General features: G+C 65.1%; 10 protein-coding genes, 3 rRNA genes and 2 pseudogenes. 6 read left to right on the forward strand and 9 right to left on the reverse strand.

Annotated elements, in window-relative coordinates:
- Positions 1 to 176: 176 nt before the first annotated feature.
- Positions 177 to 2210, forward strand: a complete 2034-nt coding sequence (locus OHA40_RS02105; RefSeq protein WP_330231374.1) for an SDR family oxidoreductase — start codon at positions 177 to 179, stop codon at positions 2208 to 2210.
- A gap of 91 nt (positions 2211 to 2301) precedes the next feature.
- On the opposite strand, the gene OHA40_RS02110 is transcribed toward OHA40_RS02105, so the two are convergent.
- The gene (locus OHA40_RS02110; protein ID WP_330231375.1) at positions 2302 to 2958 is read right to left on the reverse strand and encodes a cutinase family protein; all 657 of its coding nucleotides are present in this window, start codon (positions 2956 to 2958) and stop codon (positions 2302 to 2304) included.
- A gap of 158 nt (positions 2959 to 3116) precedes the next feature.
- Positions 3117 to 3904: pseudogene (locus tag OHA40_RS02115) on the reverse strand (zinc-binding alcohol dehydrogenase family protein).
- 337 nt (positions 3905 to 4241) lie between these two features.
- Between OHA40_RS02115 and OHA40_RS02120 the strand changes: the two are divergent.
- From OHA40_RS02120 to OHA40_RS02130, 3 genes are all read left to right on the forward strand, one after another.
- On the forward strand, positions 4242 to 5444 hold the full coding sequence (locus tag OHA40_RS02120; protein ID WP_330228174.1) for an IS110 family transposase: 1203 nt from the start codon (positions 4242 to 4244) through the stop codon (positions 5442 to 5444).
- Positions 5445 to 5907: 463 nt separating this feature from the next.
- Entirely contained in the window at positions 5908 to 6546 is a 639-nt protein-coding gene (locus tag OHA40_RS02125) for a TetR/AcrR family transcriptional regulator (protein WP_330231376.1), read from the forward strand.
- Between the two features lie 2 nt (positions 6547 to 6548).
- Positions 6549 to 8231 (forward strand): FAD-binding dehydrogenase, encoded by a 1683-nt coding sequence (locus OHA40_RS02130; protein WP_442943897.1) that lies wholly within the window; start codon positions 6549 to 6551, stop codon positions 8229 to 8231.
- 7 nt (positions 8232 to 8238) lie between these two features.
- Here OHA40_RS02130 and OHA40_RS02135 read toward each other — a convergent pair whose 3' ends face one another.
- The 3 genes from OHA40_RS02135 to OHA40_RS02145 form a co-directional block, all read right to left on the reverse strand.
- Positions 8239 to 8754 carry a hypothetical protein gene (locus OHA40_RS02135; protein ID WP_330231378.1) on the reverse strand — a complete coding sequence of 172 codons (516 nt, stop codon included), beginning with the start codon at positions 8752 to 8754 and terminating at the stop codon, positions 8239 to 8241.
- A gap of 272 nt (positions 8755 to 9026) precedes the next feature.
- On the reverse strand, positions 9027 to 9869 hold the full coding sequence (locus OHA40_RS02140) for an IclR family transcriptional regulator (RefSeq protein ID WP_330231379.1): 843 nt from the start codon (positions 9867 to 9869) through the stop codon (positions 9027 to 9029).
- A gap of 138 nt (positions 9870 to 10007) precedes the next feature.
- Complete coding sequence (locus OHA40_RS02145; RefSeq protein ID WP_330231380.1) at positions 10008 to 10268, reverse strand: three-helix bundle dimerization domain-containing protein; 261 nt, start codon at positions 10266 to 10268, stop codon at positions 10008 to 10010.
- 197 nt (positions 10269 to 10465) lie between these two features.
- Here OHA40_RS02145 and OHA40_RS02150 point away from each other — a divergent pair, with 197 nt between their 5' ends.
- Both OHA40_RS02150 and OHA40_RS02155 read left to right on the forward strand, forming a co-directional pair.
- Positions 10466 to 10942 (forward strand): nuclear transport factor 2 family protein, encoded by a 477-nt coding sequence (locus OHA40_RS02150; RefSeq protein WP_330231381.1) that lies wholly within the window; start codon positions 10466 to 10468, stop codon positions 10940 to 10942.
- An 80-nt stretch (positions 10943 to 11022) separates the two neighbouring features.
- Positions 11023 to 12072, forward strand: a complete 1050-nt coding sequence (locus tag OHA40_RS02155) for an aminotransferase class V-fold PLP-dependent enzyme (RefSeq protein WP_330231382.1) — start codon at positions 11023 to 11025, stop codon at positions 12070 to 12072.
- A 427-nt stretch (positions 12073 to 12499) separates the two neighbouring features.
- On the opposite strand, the pseudogene OHA40_RS02160 reads toward OHA40_RS02155, so the two are convergent.
- From OHA40_RS02160 to OHA40_RS02175, 4 genes and pseudogenes are all read right to left on the reverse strand, one after another.
- A pseudogene (locus OHA40_RS02160) lies at positions 12500 to 13459 on the reverse strand (NAD(P)H-dependent amine dehydrogenase family protein); the annotation flags it as partial.
- 262 nt (positions 13460 to 13721) lie between these two features.
- Positions 13722 to 13838, reverse strand: a 5S ribosomal RNA gene (gene rrf / locus OHA40_RS02165).
- A 148-nt stretch (positions 13839 to 13986) separates the two neighbouring features.
- Positions 13987 to 17102, reverse strand: a 23S ribosomal RNA gene (locus tag OHA40_RS02170).
- Between the two features lie 339 nt (positions 17103 to 17441).
- A 16S ribosomal RNA gene (locus tag OHA40_RS02175) occupies positions 17442 to 18960 on the reverse strand.
- The 16S, 23S and 5S rRNA genes sit together here, the layout of an rRNA operon.
- Positions 18961 to 19361: the final 401 nt, after the last annotated feature.

Genomic DNA, 19361 nt, shown 5'->3' on the forward strand with positions numbered 1-19361 from the left:
CGCTTGCCGGTAGCGCACGCGGTCGATTACTGTTCGGTAATAAGTCAGGACGAAGGTGTTCCTACTTTCGGCCCGACGGATTGTCACTGGGGGCCGATCACAGCTCTCCGCATTCACTGCCGCATGCCGGATGACTGGTGCGACAACATGGTTCGAGTGAACAGCAGGAGAGTGCGATGGCGACCTACATCGTGACGGGCGGAACCGGATTCTTGGGCAGGCGGGTCGTTCAAGATCTCCTGGATCACGACCACGAGGCGATCGTCCACGTGCTGGTGCGCGAGACGTCGCTGGCGAAGTTCACCGAGCGCGCGTCGGGCTGGCGCGGTGCCGAGCGTGTCTTCGCGCTGATCGGCGATCTCACCGCCGACGATCTCGGACTGGCCTCCGAAGCGCCGCGGGCCGACCACATCGTCCACCTGGGCGCCGTCTACGACATGACCGCCGACGAGGACACCGCGCACGCCGCCAACGTCACCGGCACCCGCTCGGTACTGGCGCTGGCCCGCGAACTGGGCGCGGTGCTGCACCACGTCTCATCCGTCGCCGTCGCGGGCGACCACAAGGGCAAGTTCTTCGAAGAGGACTTCGACCTCGGACAGCGGCTGACCTCGCCGTATCACCGCACCAAGTTCGCGGCCGAAAAGCTCGTGCGCGAGGCGCGTGGCGTGCGCTGGCGGGTGTACCGGCCCGCCATCATCGTGGGCGATTCCCGCACCGGCGAGATGGACAAGATCGACGGCCCGTACTACTTCTTCAGCGCCATCGCCAAACTCGGTGCGCTGCCGTCCGACCTGCCGCTGCCGCTGCCCGATCTCGGCGCGACCAATATCGTTCCGGTCGACTATGTTTCGGCCGCCATGGTCGAACTGATCCGCCGTCCCGGCCTGGACGGGCGCACCTTCCACCTGGTCAACCCGGAGCCGCAGCCGTTCAGCGACGTGTACGGCGCGCTCGCCGCGGCGGCGGGCGCACCGACCGGCGTCGGCACGGTGCCGGGCAGCGGACTGGCGCTCAACGGGCTCGCGCAGATCCCCGGCGTGCCCGCCGTGCGGGACTTCCTGTTGGAGCAGATGGGCATTCCGGCCGAAGTCGCTCCGCACACCTCGTTCTCCGCCGAGTTCATCAGCGACTCCACCCGCGCCCAGTTGCGCGGCGCGGGCCTGACCGTGCCGTCGTTCGACAGCTACGCCGAGCGCCTGTGGCAGTACTGGCGTGCGCACCTCGATCCGCAGCGCGGCCGCGTCTCGGTCAAGGGTGACCCGCTCGCCGGGCGCGTCGTGCTGATCACGGGTGCGTCCTCCGGTATCGGGCTGGCCACCGCGCACGCGGTCGCCCGGCGCGGCGCCACCGTGCTCATGGTCGCCCGCGGTCACGACGACCTGGCCGCCGCGGCCGAATCCCTGCGCGCGGAAGGCGGCGTGGCACATACCTATCCGTGCGACATCACCGATTCCGAAGCGGTCGAGAAGCTCGTGCAGTGCGTGCTCGACGATCACGGTCACGTCGACTACCTGGTGAACAACGCGGGCCGATCGATCCGCCGCTCGGTGCTCAACTCCACCGACCGGATGCACGATTTCGAGCGCACCATGGCGGTGAACTATTTCGGCGCCGTGCGGCTCATTCTGGGCCTGCTGCCGTCGATGCGGGCACGCCGGTTCGGGCACGTGGTCAATATCTCCTCGATCGCGGTGCAGACCAAGGTGCCCCGGTTCGCCGCCTACGTGGCGAGCAAGTCGGCGCTGGACAATTTCAGCGAGATCGCCGCGGTCGAGAACCGGGATGCCGGAATCACGTTCACCTCGGTGCGGATGCCGTTGGTGCGCACCCCGATGATCGCGCCGACCGACCTGTACCGCTCGCTTCCGGTTCCCGACCCGGAGCGGGCCGCCGACATCGTGATCCGCGCGCTGGAGGATCGCCCGCATCGCATCGACACGCCGGTCGGCACCTTCGCCCAAGCGGTCGAGCTGCTCATGCCGTCGGTCAAGCGTCAGATCATGCACCAAGGCTTCCGCATGTTCGGGGAATCCCGTGCCGCGCAGGGCAACAGCGACGGCGAAACGGCGTCCGAGGTGCCTGCCCCCGCGGACGCCGCGCCGGGCCGCAGCCCGTTGGCCGTGCTGGCCCCGGTGTTCATGCCGCTCATGGCCCTGCCCGGCCCCGCGGCGCGCGTCGCTCGCGTCGTCCCGGGATTGCAGTGGTAGGTCCGCGATTGTCAGCCCTCTCCCCGGGCAGCTCGTAACGCCATAGTGGGGGCTGACCTGGGTCGGCCCCCACTGCGGATCCCCCTGGGATTCAAACCCGGCACGCCGCGAACTGCGCGGCGGGCCAGATGGCCCACTCGTAATCGGTGTGCGAGACCGGGTGGATGCCGCCGCCGCAGATCGGATCACCGCTGGTGCAGTAGTTTCCAGTCCGGTCGGCGTAATGTGGCGGCACGTTCCAGCCGAGCAGGTGAATGGGATCGCCGAAGAGCAGCACCGCCGCCACCCGCGATTCCACTTCCACCGGAAGCGAGTGGATGCCGCCGAGCGCGGTCGCGATACCGGTGCCGAGCACCCCATGCGTCACGACGGCCCCTTGCGAGAACCCGACCAGCACGAACCGCTGGTCCGGACACATCTCGGCCTGCCACAGCACGTGGGCGGTCATGTCCTGGGTACCCCGGCTGATCGAGGCCGGATCCAGCAGATCCGCAGGATAGTTCACCCGGTAGGACTGCGAGCTGACCAGAAGTTCTTGTCGCAGCGTGTCATAGAGCGGGTCGCCCACCACCGAACCCAGATACCCGGGTTCATGGGTGCCTCTGGCCACGACGACGTCGACTGCCGCACACGACATCGCCCATGCGTGCAACCCGGTCGCCGCCGCGAACCCCGCGACGAGCAGCAGCACAGCGAATGCCCTTGCCACAAGCCACTTTTCGAAATGAATTACCTTCCGGTTGGCCATCGTACTCACCTACTCACGCCGTTGTGAGATAGCCGAGAGTGACTGTTGTCAGTGACAATTGCTCGGCTATATCCGCGAAGGTAAGTACGACTCCGGACCTCGTCAAGGAACTCGACCCGACCGATACCGACTCAGCGCCGAATCGTGTTCTGCCCCGCCTACGGAACGAGAACCGCTGCGCCCGTGAATCGTCCGTGCGCGAGATCGGTCAGCGCCCGATCGGCCATGTCCAGGGAGTACCCGTGCGTGGTCAGATGTATCCGGTGTTCGCCCGCGAAAGCGAGGAATTCGCGGGCGTCCGCGCGGGTGTTGGCGGTCACCGAGCGAATCTCCCGCTCCTGGAACAGATGCCGCTGGTAGTTCAGCGGCGGGATGTCGCTGAGATGGATTCCCGCGATGGCAAGAACCCCGCCGCGATCCAGCGCCGCCAGTGCGGGCGGCACCAGCTCGCCGACCGGCGCGAAGAGGATCGCCGAATCGAGCAGTACCGGAGGCGGATCGGCGGCGCCCTGCACCGACGCGGCCCCGAGAGCGGTCGCTAGTTCGCGGGCGGCGGGATCGCGCGTCATGACGTGCACCTCCACACCACCCGCGGCCGCGACCTGAGCCGCGATATGGGCGCTGCCACCGAAGCCGTAGATCCCCAGCCGCCCGCCCGGAGGCACGGACGCCCGCAGCAGCGCCCTATACCCGATGATGCCCGCGCACAGCAGCGGCGCGGCGTCGGCATCGGTGTAACCGGCGGGCAGGCGCAGCGCGTACGCCGCTGGCACACAGGCGAATTCGGCATAGCCGCCGTCGGCGTCCCAGCCCGTATAGGCCGAACGCGGCAGGCGAGCACCCGGACCAGCAGCTCGCCGGGCGCCGGTTCCGGGATCCGCGCGCGCTCCGCGTCCAACGGGCCGCCCGCGATCGGGCCGGGTCTGCGCACCCGCCAACAGCGCATCGCGGTCGTACCGCCGCGGATCTCGCTCATGCCCGCACCTCGCAGGCCCTCGGCTCCGCCATGAGCAAGCATTCGGCTGTATCCAACGTTCGCTCGCTCATTGGGGCACCATCCCTTCTGCAGCCCGAACAGTTAGGGTTGTTGTCTCTCGGTTCCGGTGGGTGCATGGCCTTCGTCGCGTGCCATTTGATGGCCAGCATGAGTTCTGCCAGCCCCACCGGGCCGAGGGCCGCGGACCGGCGTCAGGGACATGCCCCGCAGAGGGCCGATCAATGAGCTTCCGGCGGCGGCCCTCGCTTCCGAGGAGGCAGTTCATCGACCTCGAGGGAGCACACCTGTGGCGTTCGCCGGCTGGGACTGGGGCAGCACCACTCACGACGTGACCGTGATCGACGATGCCGGTGGCAAGATCGAACGCTTCCCGGTGCCGCATACTGAAGACGGCATCGCTCGCGCGTTGGCACGGCTGGCCTGCTACGGCGGGCCCGGTGAGTTGCCGGTGGCAATCGAGACCACCCGCGGGCTGGTCGTGGACCGGCTGCTGACCGCCGGGCATCCGGTGATTCCGGTGCACCCCAACGCTTTTCATGCCGCTCGCCCCCGTTGGGGCGCCGCCCGCGCCAAGAACGATCCCGGCGATGGGTTCAAGCTGGCCGACTACGCCCGCACCGACGGCCACCGGCTGCCGGTACTGGCCCCGACCCTGCCGCAAACGCTCGAACTGCAGGCATTGACCCGTCAGCGCGGCGACCACCTGGGCATGCGCATCGCCGCGGTCAATCAACTCGCCGCGCTGCTGGACACGCACTGGCCCGGAGGCAGGACGATCTTCGCCAGCCTGCACTCGCCGATCGCGCTGGCGTTCCTGGACCGCTACCCGAGCCCGCAGGCCGCTGCTGGGCTCACCGCGGCCCGCCTCGAGGCGTTCTGCCGCCGCCACCACTACAGCGGCCGCCGTCCCGGCACCGAGCTGCTCGCCCGGCTGCGCGAGGCACCCACATCGGCCAGCAGGCTCGGCGAGCCGGTCATCGCGCAGCTGGTCCGCGCCCAGACCGGGCTCGTCCGCTCGATCCAAACCAGCATCGACGCACTCGACGCCGTGATCGCCGACGCTCTCGCCGCACACCCCTACGCCAGATTGCTGGCCGATCTGCCCCGCGTCGGCACACTGAACCTGGCCCAGATCATCGGCGAGGTCGGCCCAATCCTGGAGCGCGCCAACAGCTTCGATCAACTCGCCGCCGAAACCGGCATCGCCCCGGTCACCCGCTCCTCCGGCAAAATCCACACCGTCGCCTTCCGCCACGCCACCAACCAGCGAGCCAGACAAGCCTTGGTGACCTGGATCGACAACAGCCGCCGCGCCAGCGACTGGGCAGACCAGCGCTACACCGCCGCCCGCGCCCGCGGCCAACGACACCCCCACGCCATCCGCACCCTCGGCCGCGCCTGGCTGCGCATCATCTGGGCTTGCTGGCGCACCAAAACCTGCTACGACCCCACCAAAAAACAACCGACTCAACAACCGATCGCCGCATAGGGGTTGACTCAGGGAACTCATGCCCGCACCTCGTATGCGCTCGGCTCTGGCACGAGCGAGTTGCCCGGGCGCGCGCAGACACCGACGCGGCCGCCGAGCGCCTGGTCCCCGGCCTCACCGGATCGTCGCCTTGCGCCGCGGAGTTTCCGGCGGGGCGGCCAGGCTCGACGCCGACGCCAACGATGTGCAACGGCGACGGTCGCCGCCGTCGAGGGTGCGGGCCTTGGCCGAAAGGACGACGTGGGTAGCTCGGCTGTATCCATCGCTTGCTCGCTGCGCTCAGTCATCGTCGGGTCACCTCGCACGCTCGGCTCGACCGGACCGCATCCGACCAGGCCGGATGCGTCGGACTCACCCTACTCGGCGATTTCGGTCCCACCCCGCAAGCAGTTCTGATACGTTTCCGTATCGAGTACATTCGTGTATCCAATGGCCGTTCTCCGGCGATCCGAGGAGGTGCCCGATGGCGTCCGATGCCGTGCAGGCCCCGCCCGCCCGGGTCACCCGCCGCCGCGCCGAAACCAGGAACCGGCTGCTCGCCGCCGCCTACGAGGCATTCGCCGAGGAGGGATTCGGTCGCGCGACCGTGGAGAGCGTCTGCGAACGCGCCGGATTCACCCGCGGTGCGTTCTACTCCAACTTCAGCTCGCTGGACGAGCTGTTCCTGGCCATGTGGGAGCAGCGCTCGATGGCGATGCTCGCCCAAGCGAGGGCCATTCTCGACGAGATCGCGGCGGACGGCACCGACGACGTCCGCACCGCCGTCGAACGACTGGAACGAGCGGTCCCGATCGATGACGGCTGGTACCGGATCACCGCCGAGTTCACCGCGCACGCCCTGCGCACTCCCGCGCTGCGCCGGGTGATGGCCGCGCGCGAGGAGGCGATCGTCGCGGCGCTCATGCCGACGATCGTCGCCGCGCTCGCACGCGGCGGCCGCACCGTGCCGGACCCGGAGGCGTTCGGCCAGGCGCTCATCGCCGTCCACGACGGCACCAGCGTGCAGGTTCTGCTGGAGCCGGGCAGCCGCGTGGTTCGCGCGCGGCGCACCGAGCTCTTCCACCACGTCGTGCTGGCCTACAGCACCGCAACCGAAGGATGAACATGTCCCACAGCAGTCCCGATGCCAAGGAAGCGGACGTCCTCGTCGTCGGCGCCGGGCTGGCCGGCCTGGTCGCCACCCACGAACTGGTCAAGGCGGGCCGCACCGTGCACGTGCTCGACCAGGAGAATCGCAACAATCTCGGTGGTCAGGCGTTCTGGTCGCTGGGCGGGCTGTTCTTCGTCGACAGTCCGGAACAGCGCCGCCTCGGCATCAAGGATTCCTACGACCTCGCCCTGCAGGACTGGCTCGGCTCGGCCGGGTTCGACCGCGACGACGAGGACCACTGGGCCCGGCAGTGGGCGCAGGCGTATGTGCGGTTCGCGGCCACCGAGAAGCGGGAATACCTGCGCGAGCTCGGCCTGCGCGTGACGCCGCTGGTCGGCTGGGCCGAACGCGGCGGCGGCTCGGCCGACGGTCACGGCAACTCGGTGCCGCGCTTCCACCTGACCTGGGGCACCGGCCCCGAAGTGGTCCGGGTCTTCGCCGAGCCGGTGCTCGAGGCCGAGCGGCGCGGGCTGGTCCGGTTCAGCTTCCGCCACCAGGTGGACGAGCTGATCGTGGCGGACGACGCGGTGGTCGGCGTACGCGGCACCGTGCTGGAGGACACCGATCTGGAGCGGGGCCGGGCCTCGTCCCGGAACAAGGTGGGCGAGTTCGAGTTCCGCGCGAAGGCCGTGATCGTGACCTCCGGCGGGATCGGTCACAACCACGAGATGATCCGGCGCAACTGGCCCACTCAGCGGCTCGGCCCGTGCCCGGAGACACTGATCTCCGGAGTGCCCGCGCACGTCGACGGCCGGATGCTGGGCATCACCGAGGCCGCGGGCGGCGCGATCGTCAACCGGGACCGCATGTGGCACTACACCGAGGGCATCGTCAACTGGAACCCGATCTGGCCCGACCACGCCATCCGGATCATCCCAGGCCCGTCCTCGATGTGGTTCGACGCGAACGGAAAACGCCTGCCCGCACCATGTTTCCCCGGATTCGACACGAACACGACGATGAAGGAGATCCTGAAGTCCGGCTACGACTACTCCTGGTTCGTGCTCACCCAGTCGATCATCGAGAAGGAGTTCGCGCTCTCCGGCTCCGAGCAGAACCCGGACATCACCGGCAAGGACCTCAAACTCACGTTGAAGAGCCGCGTCGCCAAAGGAGCGCCGGGGCCGGTAGAGGCCTTCAAACAGCACGGTGTGGACTTCGTCGTCGCGGACACGCTGCGCGAGCTGGTCGAGGGCATGAACAAGATCGCTCGCGGCCCTCAGCTGGACCATGACGACCTGGAACGCCAGATCGTCGCCCGCGACCGGGAACTGGCCAACAAGTACACCAAGGACAGCCAGCTGATGGCGATCGCCAACGCGCGCCGGTACTTCGGGGACAAGGCGGGCCGGGTGGCCAAACCGCACCGGATCCTCGACCCGGCCGCCGGCCCGCTGATCGCGGTGCGGCTGAACATCCTCACCCGGAAAACCCTGGGCGGCTTGCAGACCGATCTGGATTCCCAGGTCGTCAAGCCGGACGGGACGGCATTTCCCGGCCTGTACGCCGCAGGTGAGGTCGCCGGATTCGGCGGCGGCGGCGTGCACGGCTACAACGCGCTGGAGGGCACTTTCCTCGGCGGGTGCATCTTCTCCGGACGCGCCGCCGGGCGCGCGCTGGCCGCGAATCTCGCCTGAGACCGAGCTATCTCCTGCCGATTTCCGTGCCGCCGGGCAGGATGGCGAACCAGGACGCGGACGGGTCCGGCGTCACCTCGTCAGCCGGGTCCGGCGCCGGTCGGGGATCGCGCACCAGGCGGTAGCGGACCCGGGGCTCTCCGTCGGCGGAATCGGCGATCCCTGCGAACGCCGACTCACTCGGGTCCGGTTGTTCGGCAAGGCATCTCGGGCACCTGTCGAGAACGAGCACAGGCGCGTTGCCGGGCGAAGCCCGGACGTCGAGATACACGCCGCACAGGTCGGCACGGCCGTGATCCGCGACGGGCACTTCAGCATAGAAGCCGTCCGCCGACAGCTCCTGGAGCGAACACGACACTGGCAAATTCCGCGCCTCGCCGGACACCACGGGCACGATCGGCGCGAAACCGACCGCCACCGCGGTCGATCGCGACGTCGAAGCCGCCTCGTTCAGGTGGCTGGCGCCGCACGAGGGCAACGACGGCCGCGTCAGCCAGACAATGGCGGCGATGGTGCCCAGCACGCCTGCCGCAAACCATAACCATTCGGATCGGAATGGCCGCTGTTGGATCGGTACCCGATGCATCGCTCCCCGACTCCGGCTCGCCTGCTCGCGGACTGTCCCTCCTGACCTCTCCAGGAAAGCAGTCCGTCCGCCCGCGTACACCGCGAACGGAAATTCTTCACTATGAAAGACGCACGGTTCAGCAAGTGCAGGGCAAATTTCGAGCATTTCGTCCGCCCCAGCCCTGACGATCGGAAATGATTCGGCCGGAAGCTCCGGCCGCCGGACCGCTAACGCCAGCGCTCGTGCCGGGGAAACAGCGTGCGGCCAGCCTCGTGAGCCACCTCGACCAGCGCCCGGGCCAGCCGGGCGGTGTCCAATGTGGCTCGATCACCGCTGATCTGACCCGACAGCGAGACCGCTGCCACGGCCGCACCGCGTCCCCGGATCGGCACGGCCACGCACGCGATACCCGGAACGGACTCCTCGTTGTCGACGGCGACACCTTGCCGGTTGCGGATGCGGACGAGCTCGCGGTGCAGTTCGGCACGGTCGGCGAGGGTGCGCGCGGTCAGCTGCGGCAAGCGGTCACGGAAGGACGCCTCCACGATGCTCGGTTCCAGCGTGGCCAGCAGCGCTTTGCCGAGTGCCGTACTGTGCGCGGGCATCCGGCCGCCGAGCCGCGTGGGGACGGTCGCGGCGAACCGGCCGCCGACTTTGTCCAGGTACAGCACCTCAGGTCCGTCCAGGACGGCGAGGTGACCGACCATGCCGGTCCGTTGACTCAGGTCGTGCAGCAGCGGACTCACCACATCCCGGATCTCGTTGTGATCGGCGGCGAGTCCACCCAGTTCGAGCGTGCGCACCCCGAGCCGGTAACCGCCCGGTGCGTGCGCGAGCCAGCGCAGCCGGATCAGCTGGTCCAGAATGCGGTGCACCGTGGACCGCGGCAGGCCGGTGCGCTCGGCGAGTCCCACCAGGGTGAGCGTCGGCGTCGCGCCGTCGAAAGCGTCCAGTATCAGTGTCATCCGCTCGATCATCGACACCGGAGGCTGGCCCGGCCGGACCGAGGTCTGCCCTGATCCGGTCGATAATTCCCCGGACACCGGATCGGTCGTCACCTCGACCGCCATAACCAACCTCCACACGCGCTCGCGTAGAGCTTAGAAGTAAACGCTTCGCGCAGCGGCGATTCACCGATCATTGCGACGAGCCACCGGCGATCGGCGGCTATGTCCGGCGATCGGTGCGCGAGCGGGCCAGGCTGTCGGCTAGTCGGATCCGCGCGAGGACTCCGCCAGGTCGAACAGCCACTCGCGGGTGTAGCGCTCGGCAAGTAGCGGCAAGTAGTTCATGATCGTGGCGTGATCGGCGACGTGGTCGTACGACGAGTGCAGGTGATCCTCGATCGCCGCTTCGCTGACCACACCCTCGAATTCGTCCTCCAAGCGTGCGGCGGCCGCTTTCAAGGCGAGGTCCTGATCGATGGCGGTTTCGTCGTGTGTGTCGTGGGTGGCGGGACGGTCGGTCATCACGATTCCCCTGGTTGTGACGAGGTCGGCTCCAAGGACGCCATCGTGGCCGCACGACGGCACCCGTTATCCGAGTACCCGATCACGGCCGTTCGACACCGCCGGATAACCGGCTCGCTACCCGCCGACACTCCGGCAGACGGCGGGGCATAGAACACGTTCTTGTCTGGTGCCCCTGCGCGTGCCAGGCTCAACGGATGGATCTCGACGCCATCGAAGCCGTCCGCCAGCTGAAGTACCGCTACTTTCGCACCCTCGATCTCAAAGAGTGGGAAGCGTTCGCCGACACCCTCGCCGTCGACGCGACCGGACGCTACGGCACCCATGCCATGGGACAGCCGCTGCACTTGGACGGCCGCGCCGCGATCGCGGCGTTCATGCGGGAGAATCTCGGGCCCTCGGTCGTCACGATGCACGTCGCCCATCATCCGGAGATCCGTATCGACGGCAAAATCGCCACGGGCTCATGGGCTTTCGAGGACACCGTGATCGCCACCGAGTACGGCGTGCTGATCCGGGGAGCCGGGTACTACACCGACACCTACCACCGCGACACCGATGGCCGGTGGCGGATCACCTCGACCGGCTACCAGCGCATCTACGAATCCATGCAGGCGCTGGCGGACACACCGAGCTACCAACTGCTGTCCAACATGTGGGCATCCGACAAATAACGGGCGCCGCGCCGGAAATCGGTCCACTATCCGCGCGGTGGCGCTGGACGGCACGGGCGCGCCGGGCGGATGCTGCGGACATGCCCTCCCTAGCGCCTGACGAGTACACGCCCGAAACCACCTATCTGAACACGGCCTCGTACGGGCTGCCGTCCGCCCGAGCGCTGGCTGCCGTGCGCGACGCCAGCGCCATCTGGGCCACCGGCCGCGGCGGACCGACGTCGCTTGATCTCCTGGTACCCGATCTGCGCGCCGGATTCGCCCGCCTGCTCGACGGCGCGAGTGCTGATGACATCGCGCTCGGCAGCGGTGTCGCGGGCCTGATCGCCCCGGTGGCCGCAGCGCTGCCGCCGGGCGCGGAGGTCCTGTTGCCGGAGGGCGAATTCTCGTCGGTTTCCATGCCTTTCGTGTATCGCGGCGATCTCGTGGTGCGCTTCGTTCCATTGCCGGAGCTGGCTGCGCATGTGCGAGCGGAGACCGCGCTGGTCGCGGTGAGCGTGGTCCAGTCCAGGGACGGCCGCGTCACCGATCTGGCCGAGCTGCGGGCGGCCGCCCGGGCCAACGGTGCGCGGCTGCTGGTGGACGCCACCCAAGCCGCGGGATGGCTGCCACTGCGGTTCGCCGACGCGGACTATTGGGTCTGCGCCACCTTCAAGTGGTTGATCGGCGCACGCAGCGTCGCGTTCCTCGCCACGGCGCCCGAGCTCGTCACCGAGCTGCGACCGGTCGGATCCAGCTGGTACGCCGCCGAGGACCGCTGGGCCGAGCTGTATCGTCCGGTCGCGCTGCCTCCGACGGCACGGCGCTTCGACGCGACCCCGGACTGGCTCGGCGTCATCGCCGCGCTGGCGGGCCTGTCGCTGGTCGAGGAACTCACCGTCGACAAGATCGGCGCGCACAATCTGGAGCTGGCCGACCGATTCCGCGACGGCCTGCGCGAACTCGGGTTCGAGCCGGTGGCCGCGCGCTCCCCCATCGTCTCGGTGCCCGGCGCGGCGGACGCGGCGGCACGGCTGGAGGAGGCGAATGTGATCGCCTCGGCCCGAGCGGGTGCGCTGCGGTTCGCCTTCCATCTCTACAACAGCACGGACGACGTCGAACGGGCATTGTCCGCGTTGCGCGCCGGATAGGCCCAACTAGCGCCATCCGCGCTGCGCCGAGCAGGCGGCGGCACCCTCGCCACCCGCCGAGCAAGCCCAACCGGCACCATCCGCGCGGAAGACGCGGCGGGAGTGTCGAGCGTTATCGCCTCGGTGGGCTGCGGGTCGCGTTCCACCTCTACAACAGCATCAATGACGTCGAACGGGCATTGTCCGCGTTGCGCGCCGGGCAGATTCAACGCGCGCCATCCGCGCCAGCCACCGAGCAAAGCCCAACCCGGCCATACGCCCTGTGAACCGAGCAGACCTACCCGGTGCGACCCATTGCGCGCCGGGTAGGCCAATTGCGCCATCGCCGCCGGATACCGAGCAGGACCAACGGCACGATGCGCGCCGTGCGCCAGCCAGGCTGACGACCCGGCTGTCCCGGGGTCAACTGGGCGCTGCCCAGAACGGTTCAGCGGCTCGGGCGGTCCGCCGGTCCGGTGATCAATGGGAGGTCGAGTGCGGTCAGAATCCCGGACGGCGCCGCGACTACGGCGGGAACGGCGTTGACAATGCGCATGCCGGTGGCCACCAGGGTCGCGTAGTTATGGTCGCCGTTGCGGCTCGAGGCCACCAGATCCATCGTGTAACTGGGCTCGCCGGTGATCTCGACCCGGTAGGAGCCCTCGGGGTGCGCCGGCTGGGGCCAGTCCGGGCACAGGTCCGGCCGGAGCCGGGTCACGTGCTCCAACACCGTGACGGGCACGTCGCCGAGCATGCCGCGCACTTCGAAGCGCAAAGCCGCGGCGGTGCCTTCGGCGATATGCCCGGTCGCGATGTCGAACGACGTCGGCGCGGGGATCCTCTCGTACGTCTCGGTGACGGCATCCAGGGTGACGCCGATGCCCGCGGCGAGCTGGCGGACCGTACCGCCCCAGGCCAGGGAAAGCACGCCGGGTTGCAGCAGCATCGGGATGTCGTCGACGGGCTTGCCGAAGCCCATGATGTCGAACATCACCTCCCGATTGTCGTAACTGGCGTAGTCGACGATTTCCATGCAGCGCACCTGGTCGACCCGCAGACAGGTGCCCGCGAGCGCGAGCGGAAGCAAGTCGTTGGCGAAGCCCGGATCGATGCCGTTGACCCACAGCGACGAATTGCCTTGCGCGGCGGCCTCCTGCACCGGCTTCAGCAGTTCGTCCGGCAGCACGCCATAGGGGTACTGGAAGAATACCGGCGCACAGGCGACGACGTTGATTCCCGCGGCGAGAATACGCTGCAGATCCTGCACCGCCTCGAACAGCCGGTTGTCGGTCATCGAGCAGTAGACGACGCAGTCCGGGCGCGACGCGAGCAAGGTGTCGGCGTCGGTGGTCGCGGCGACGCCGACCGCATGGTCCAGCCCCGCAAGGATTCCCGCGTCCATGCGAGCGGCACCGCGGCGTACGAGGTTCAGCTCGGACCATTGCGTACCGAGACGACTCGAAGCGAACGGGATGACTTCATCGAGGCGACTCGCATGACGGCACGCGATCTGACAGGCGCGCTCTCCGCGGGGCGACACGGCGGGTAACCGGGATCAGTGGACGCGACGGCATCGAAACCGTTGTGTCCCATATTGCTCCGGAACAACGGTTCTTCGCCTGTAGACGACGAAAGGCCCTCGGTGGTCCGAGGGCCTTTCGTGAAGGATGTTCCGGCGGTGTCCTACTCTCCCACACCCTGTCGAGTGCAGTACCATCGGCGCTGGCAGGCTTAGCTTCCGGGTTCGGAATGGGACCGGGCGTTTCCCTGCCGCTATGGCCGCCGTAACTCTATGAAACTATCCACACCACACAACCCCGACCACACACCCGGAAATATCCTCCCCCAATGTGTGGGGGTCGACCCGGGTGGGGTCCGGCAGCGGTGTCTGTGTGTTGTTTCAGATACCGCACAGTGGACGCGTAGCAAATCTTTGTTGGTAAGTCCTCGGCCTATTAGTACCGGTCACCTCCACACGTTACCGTGCTTCCAGTTCCGGCCTATCAACCCCATGGTCTGTAGGGGGCCTTAACCACTCGAAGGTGGTGAGAAACCTCATCTTGGAACAGGCTTCCCGCTTAGATGCTTTCAGCGGTTATCCCTTCCGAACGTAGCCAACCAGCCATGCCCCTGGCGGGACAACTGGCACACCAGAGGTTCGTCCGTCCCGGTCCTCTCGTACTAGGGACAGCCTTCCTCAAGTTTCTGACGCGCGCGGCGGATAGAGACCGAACTGTCTCACGACGTTCTAAACCCAGCTCGCGTGCCGCTTTAATGGGCGAACAGCCCAACCCTTGGGACCTACTCCAGCCCCAGGATGCGACGAGCCGACATCGAGGTGCCAAACCATCCCGTCGATATGGACTCTTGGGGAAGATCAGCCTGTTATCCCCGGGGTACCTTTTATCCGTTGAGCGACACCGCTTCCACATGCCGGTGCCGGATCACTAGTCCCGACTTTCGTCCCTGCTCGACCTGTCAGTCTCACAGTCAAGCTCCCTTGTGCACTTGCACTCGACACCTGATTGCCAACCAGGCTGAGGGAACCTTTGGGCGCCTCCGTTACATTTTAGGAGGCAACCGCCCCAGTTAAACTACCCACCAGGCACTGTCCCTGAACCAGATCATGGCCCGAGGTTAGAAGTCCAATACGACCAGAGTGGTATTTCAACGACGACTCCACGAACACTGGCGTGCCCGCTTCACAGTCTCCCACCTATCCTACACAAACCGTACCGAACACCAATACCAAGCTATAGTGAAGGTCCCGGGGTCTTTTCGTCCTGCCGCGCGTAACGAGCATCTTTACTCGTAATGCAATTTCGCCGAGTCTGTGGTTGAGACAGCAGAGAAGTCGTTACGCCATTCGTGCAGGTCGGAACTTACCCGACAAGGAATTTCGCTACCTTAGGATGGTTATAGTTACCACCGCCGTTTACCGGGGCTTAAATTCTCAGCTTCGCACCCCGAAGGGCGCTAACCGGTCCTCTTAACCTTCCGGCACCGGGCAGGCGTCAGTCCGTATACATCGTCTTACGACTTCGCACGGACCTGTGTTTTTAGTAAACAGTCGCTTCTCTCTGGTCTCTGCGACCACACCCAGCTCCGGATGCAAGATCCATCACCAGGCCTGGTCCCCCTTCTCCCGAAGTTACGGGGGCATTTTGCCGAGTTCCTTAACCACAGTTCTCTCGATCGCCTCGGTATTCTCTACCTGACCACCTGTGTCGGTTTGGGGTACGGGCCGTGTACCAACTCACTAGAGGCTTTTCTCGGCAGCATAGGATCACTGAATTCGCCTCAATCGGCTACGCATCACCTCTCAGGCACATGCTGTGCGGATTTACCTACACAACGCCCTACCGGCTTACACCAGGTATTCCATCACCTGGCCCAGCTACCTTCCTGCGTCACCCCATCGCTTGACTACTACACCCAGGATCCCATGCAGCCCCCTCAGGTCTCCCGAAGGAGATCCGTCCGGTTTTGGATGGTTAGCACAGATGATTCGCCATTGGGCGCGGATACACGGGTACGGGAATATCAACCCGTTGTCCATCGACTACGCCTGTCGGCCTCGCCTTAGGTCCCGACTCACCCTGGGCGGATTAACCTGGCCCAGGAACCCTTGGTCATTCGGCGGACGAGTTTCTCACTCGTCTTTCGCTACTCATGCCTGCATTCTCACTCGCACAGCCTCCACCACTAGGTCACCCTGTGACTTCCCTGGCTGCACGACGCTCCCCTACCCACCCCAACAGCTGCCCCGAAGGGAACCGAACGTTGGAGTGCCGCGGCTTCGGCGGTGTACTTGAGCCCCGCTACATTGTCGGCGCAGGATCACTTGACCAGTGAGCTATTACGCACTCTTTCAAGGGTGGCTGCTTCTAAGCCAACCTCCTGGTTGTCTCAGCGACCCCACATCCTTTTCCACTTAGTACACGCTTAGGGGCCTTAGCCGGCGATCTGGGCTGTTTCCCTCTCGACTACGAAGCTTATCCCCCGCAGTCTCACTGCCACGCTCTCACACACCGGCATTCGGAGTTTGGCTGACTTCGGTAAGCTTGTAGGCCCCCTAGGCCATCCAGTAGCTCTACCTCCGGCGTGAAACACGTGACGCTGCACCTAAATGCATTTCGGGGAGAACCAGCTATCACGGAGTTTGATTGGCCTTTCACCCCTACCCACAGCTCATCCCCTCAGTTTTCAACCTAAGTGGGTTCGGGCCTCCACAACATCTTACTGCTGCTTCACCCTGGCCATGGGTAGATCACTCCGCTTCGGGTCCATGATGTGCGACTCAAAACGCCCTATTCGGACTCGCTTTCGCTACGGCTACCCCACACGGGTTAACCTCGCCACACACCGATGACTCGCAGGCTCATTCTTCAAAAGGCACGCCATCACCCCACCCCGAAGGGAAGGCTCTGACGGATTGTAAGCGCACGGTTTCAGGTACTATTTCACTCCCCTCCCGGGGTACTTTTCACCTTTCCCTCACGGTACTAGTCCGCTATCGGTCACCAGGGAGTATTCAGGCTTACCGGGTGGTCCCGGCAGATTCACAGCAGATTTCACGGGCCCGCTGCTACTCGGGAACCCACTACAACAGAGCACGCATTTTCGTCTACGGGATTCTCACCCTCTACGACAGGCCGTTCCAGACCACTTCAACTAACACGCACTTTTCTGACTGTTGCCCACCACGGCAGTGATAGGAAAGTGAGCCCCACTACCCCAGACAGACAACGACTGCCGTCTATCACATCTACCTGGTTTAGCCTCATCCGCTTTCGCTCGCCACTACTCACGGAATCACAATTGTTTTCTCTTCCTGTGGGTACTGAGATGTTTCACTTCCCCACGTTCCCTCCACACACCCTATATATTCAGATGCGGGTAACACGACATCACTCGTGCTGGGTTTCCCCATTCGGACATCCTCGGATCTCAGCTCGGTTGACAGCTCCCCGAGGCTTATCGCAGCCTCCTACGTCCTTCATCGGCTCCTGGTGCCAAGGCATCCACCGTACGCTCTTAAACACTTACTAACAAAGATGCTCGCGTCCACTGTGCAGTTCTCAAACAACACACCCGAAAGAAACCTGTCCCGACACCAGCACCCCAACCCCACAAGAGGCCGAGACCGGTATGACCGGAGAAACTCCCGGATCGTCATATTGCCTAGAAAGAAACACTCGCGTGTTCTCTCAGGACCCAACAGTGTGTCGATATATCACCCGCGACCGAAGACACAGCTCCGACCATCCACAAGAGAAACTGTCAGCGTTCCACCCATGAGCGTCCGCAGTCCCACAGACGAGGACTCAACGGTCTCTGACACGAACAACACTCGACTGTTCGAGGCATCGTGTAGAAGTGCTCCTTAGAAAGGAGGTGATCCAGCCGCACCTTCCGGTACGGCTACCTTGTTACGACTTCGTCCCAATCGCCGATCCCACCTTCGACGGCTCCCTCCCGCAAGGGGTTAGGCCACCGGCTTCGGGTGTTACCGACTTTCATGACGTGACGGGCGGTGTGTACAAGGCCCGGGAACGTATTCACCGCAGCGTTGCTGATCTGCGATTACTAGCGACTCCAACTTCACGGGGTCGAGTTGCAGACCCCGATCCGAACTGAGACCGGCTTTAAGGGATTCGCTCCACCTCACGGTATCGCAGCCCTCTGTACCGGCCATTGTAGCATGTGTGAAGCCCTGGACATAAGGGGCATGATGACTTGACGTCGTCCCCACCTTCCTCCGAGTTGACCCCGGCAGTCTCCTGCGAGTCCCCGCCATTACGCGCTGGCAACACAGGACAAGGGTTGCGCTCGTTGCGGGACTTAACCCAACATCTCACGACACGAGCTGACGACAGCCATGCACCACCTGTACACCAACCACAAGGGAAACCCCATCTCTGAGGCTGTCTGGTGTATGTCAAACCCAGGTAAGGTTCTTCGCGTTGCATCGAATTAATCCACATGCTCCGCCGCTTGTGCGGGCCCCCGTCAATTCCTTTGAGTTTTAGCCTTGCGGCCGTACTCCCCAGGCGGGGCGCTTAATGCGTTAGCTACGGCACGGATCCCGTGGAAGGAAACCCACACCTAGCGCCCACCGTTTACGGCGTGGACTACCAGGGTATCTAATCCTGTTCGCTACCCACGCTTTCGCTTCTCAGCGTCAGTTACTGCCCAGAGACCCGCCTTCGCCACCGGTGTTCCTCCTGATATCTGCGCATTTCACCGCTACACCAGGAATTCCAGTCTCCCCTGCAGTACTCAAGTCTGCCCGTATCGCCTGCAAGCTCACAGTTGAGCTGTGAGTTTTCACAGACGACGCGACAAACCGCCTACAAGCTCTTTACGCCCAGTAATTCCGGACAACGCTCGCACCCTACGTATTACCGCGGCTGCTGGCACGTAGTTGGCCGGTGCTTCTTCTACAGGTACCGTCACTCACGCTTCGTCCCTGTCGAAAGAGGTTTACAACCCGAAGGCCGTCATCCCTCACGCGGCGTCGCTGCATCAGGCTTTCGCCCATTGTGCAATATTCCCCACTGCTGCCTCCCGTAGGAGTCTGGGCCGTGTCTCAGTCCCAGTGTGGCCGGTCGCCCTCTCAGGCCGGCTACCCGTCGTCGCCTTGGTAGGCCATTACCCCACCAACAAGCTGATAGGCCGCGGGCCCATCTCGCACCGATAAATCTTTCCACCCACCAGCATGCACCGGCAGGTCATATCCGGTATTAGACCCAGTTTCCCAGGCTTATCCCGAAGTACGAGGCAGATCACCCACGTGTTACTCACCCGTTCGCCGCTCGTGTACCCCGAAGGGCCTTACCGCTCGACTTGCATGTGTTAAGCACGCCGCCAGCGTTCGTCCTGAGCCAGGATCAAACTCTCCGTTGAAGACTCACAACCACACCCCACAAAGAGGTGCAATCAAAAGTATCTGAACCAGAGTCCGAAAACCCAGCAAAACAATCGCCAACCAAAAAATAGCTGACAAAAAATATCCGACCCTCCACACGGGGGGAGAAGAGCCGGAACCAAAAAACATTTGGCACTGACATTCATCGACACACTATTGAGTTCTCAAAGAACACACGCACACACTTCCATATCCGGGTTAACCGGATCTTCCGCGAGGCAACCTATCCAGGTTAACTCAGCCGTTCACTCGATCAAAATCGAGGTCCCGATCAAGCTATGTGGTCGTCAGGCGCTCCTCGTCCGACCTCGTTTCCCGGTCCCTCCACTCGGCGTTTCCGCCTCGCTTCTCGGCTCCGGGTCGGTGTCCGTGTCGCTCT

This window comes from Nocardia sp. NBC_00508 (assembly GCF_036346875.1).
GTDB lineage: Bacteria > Actinomycetota > Actinomycetes > Mycobacteriales > Mycobacteriaceae > Nocardia.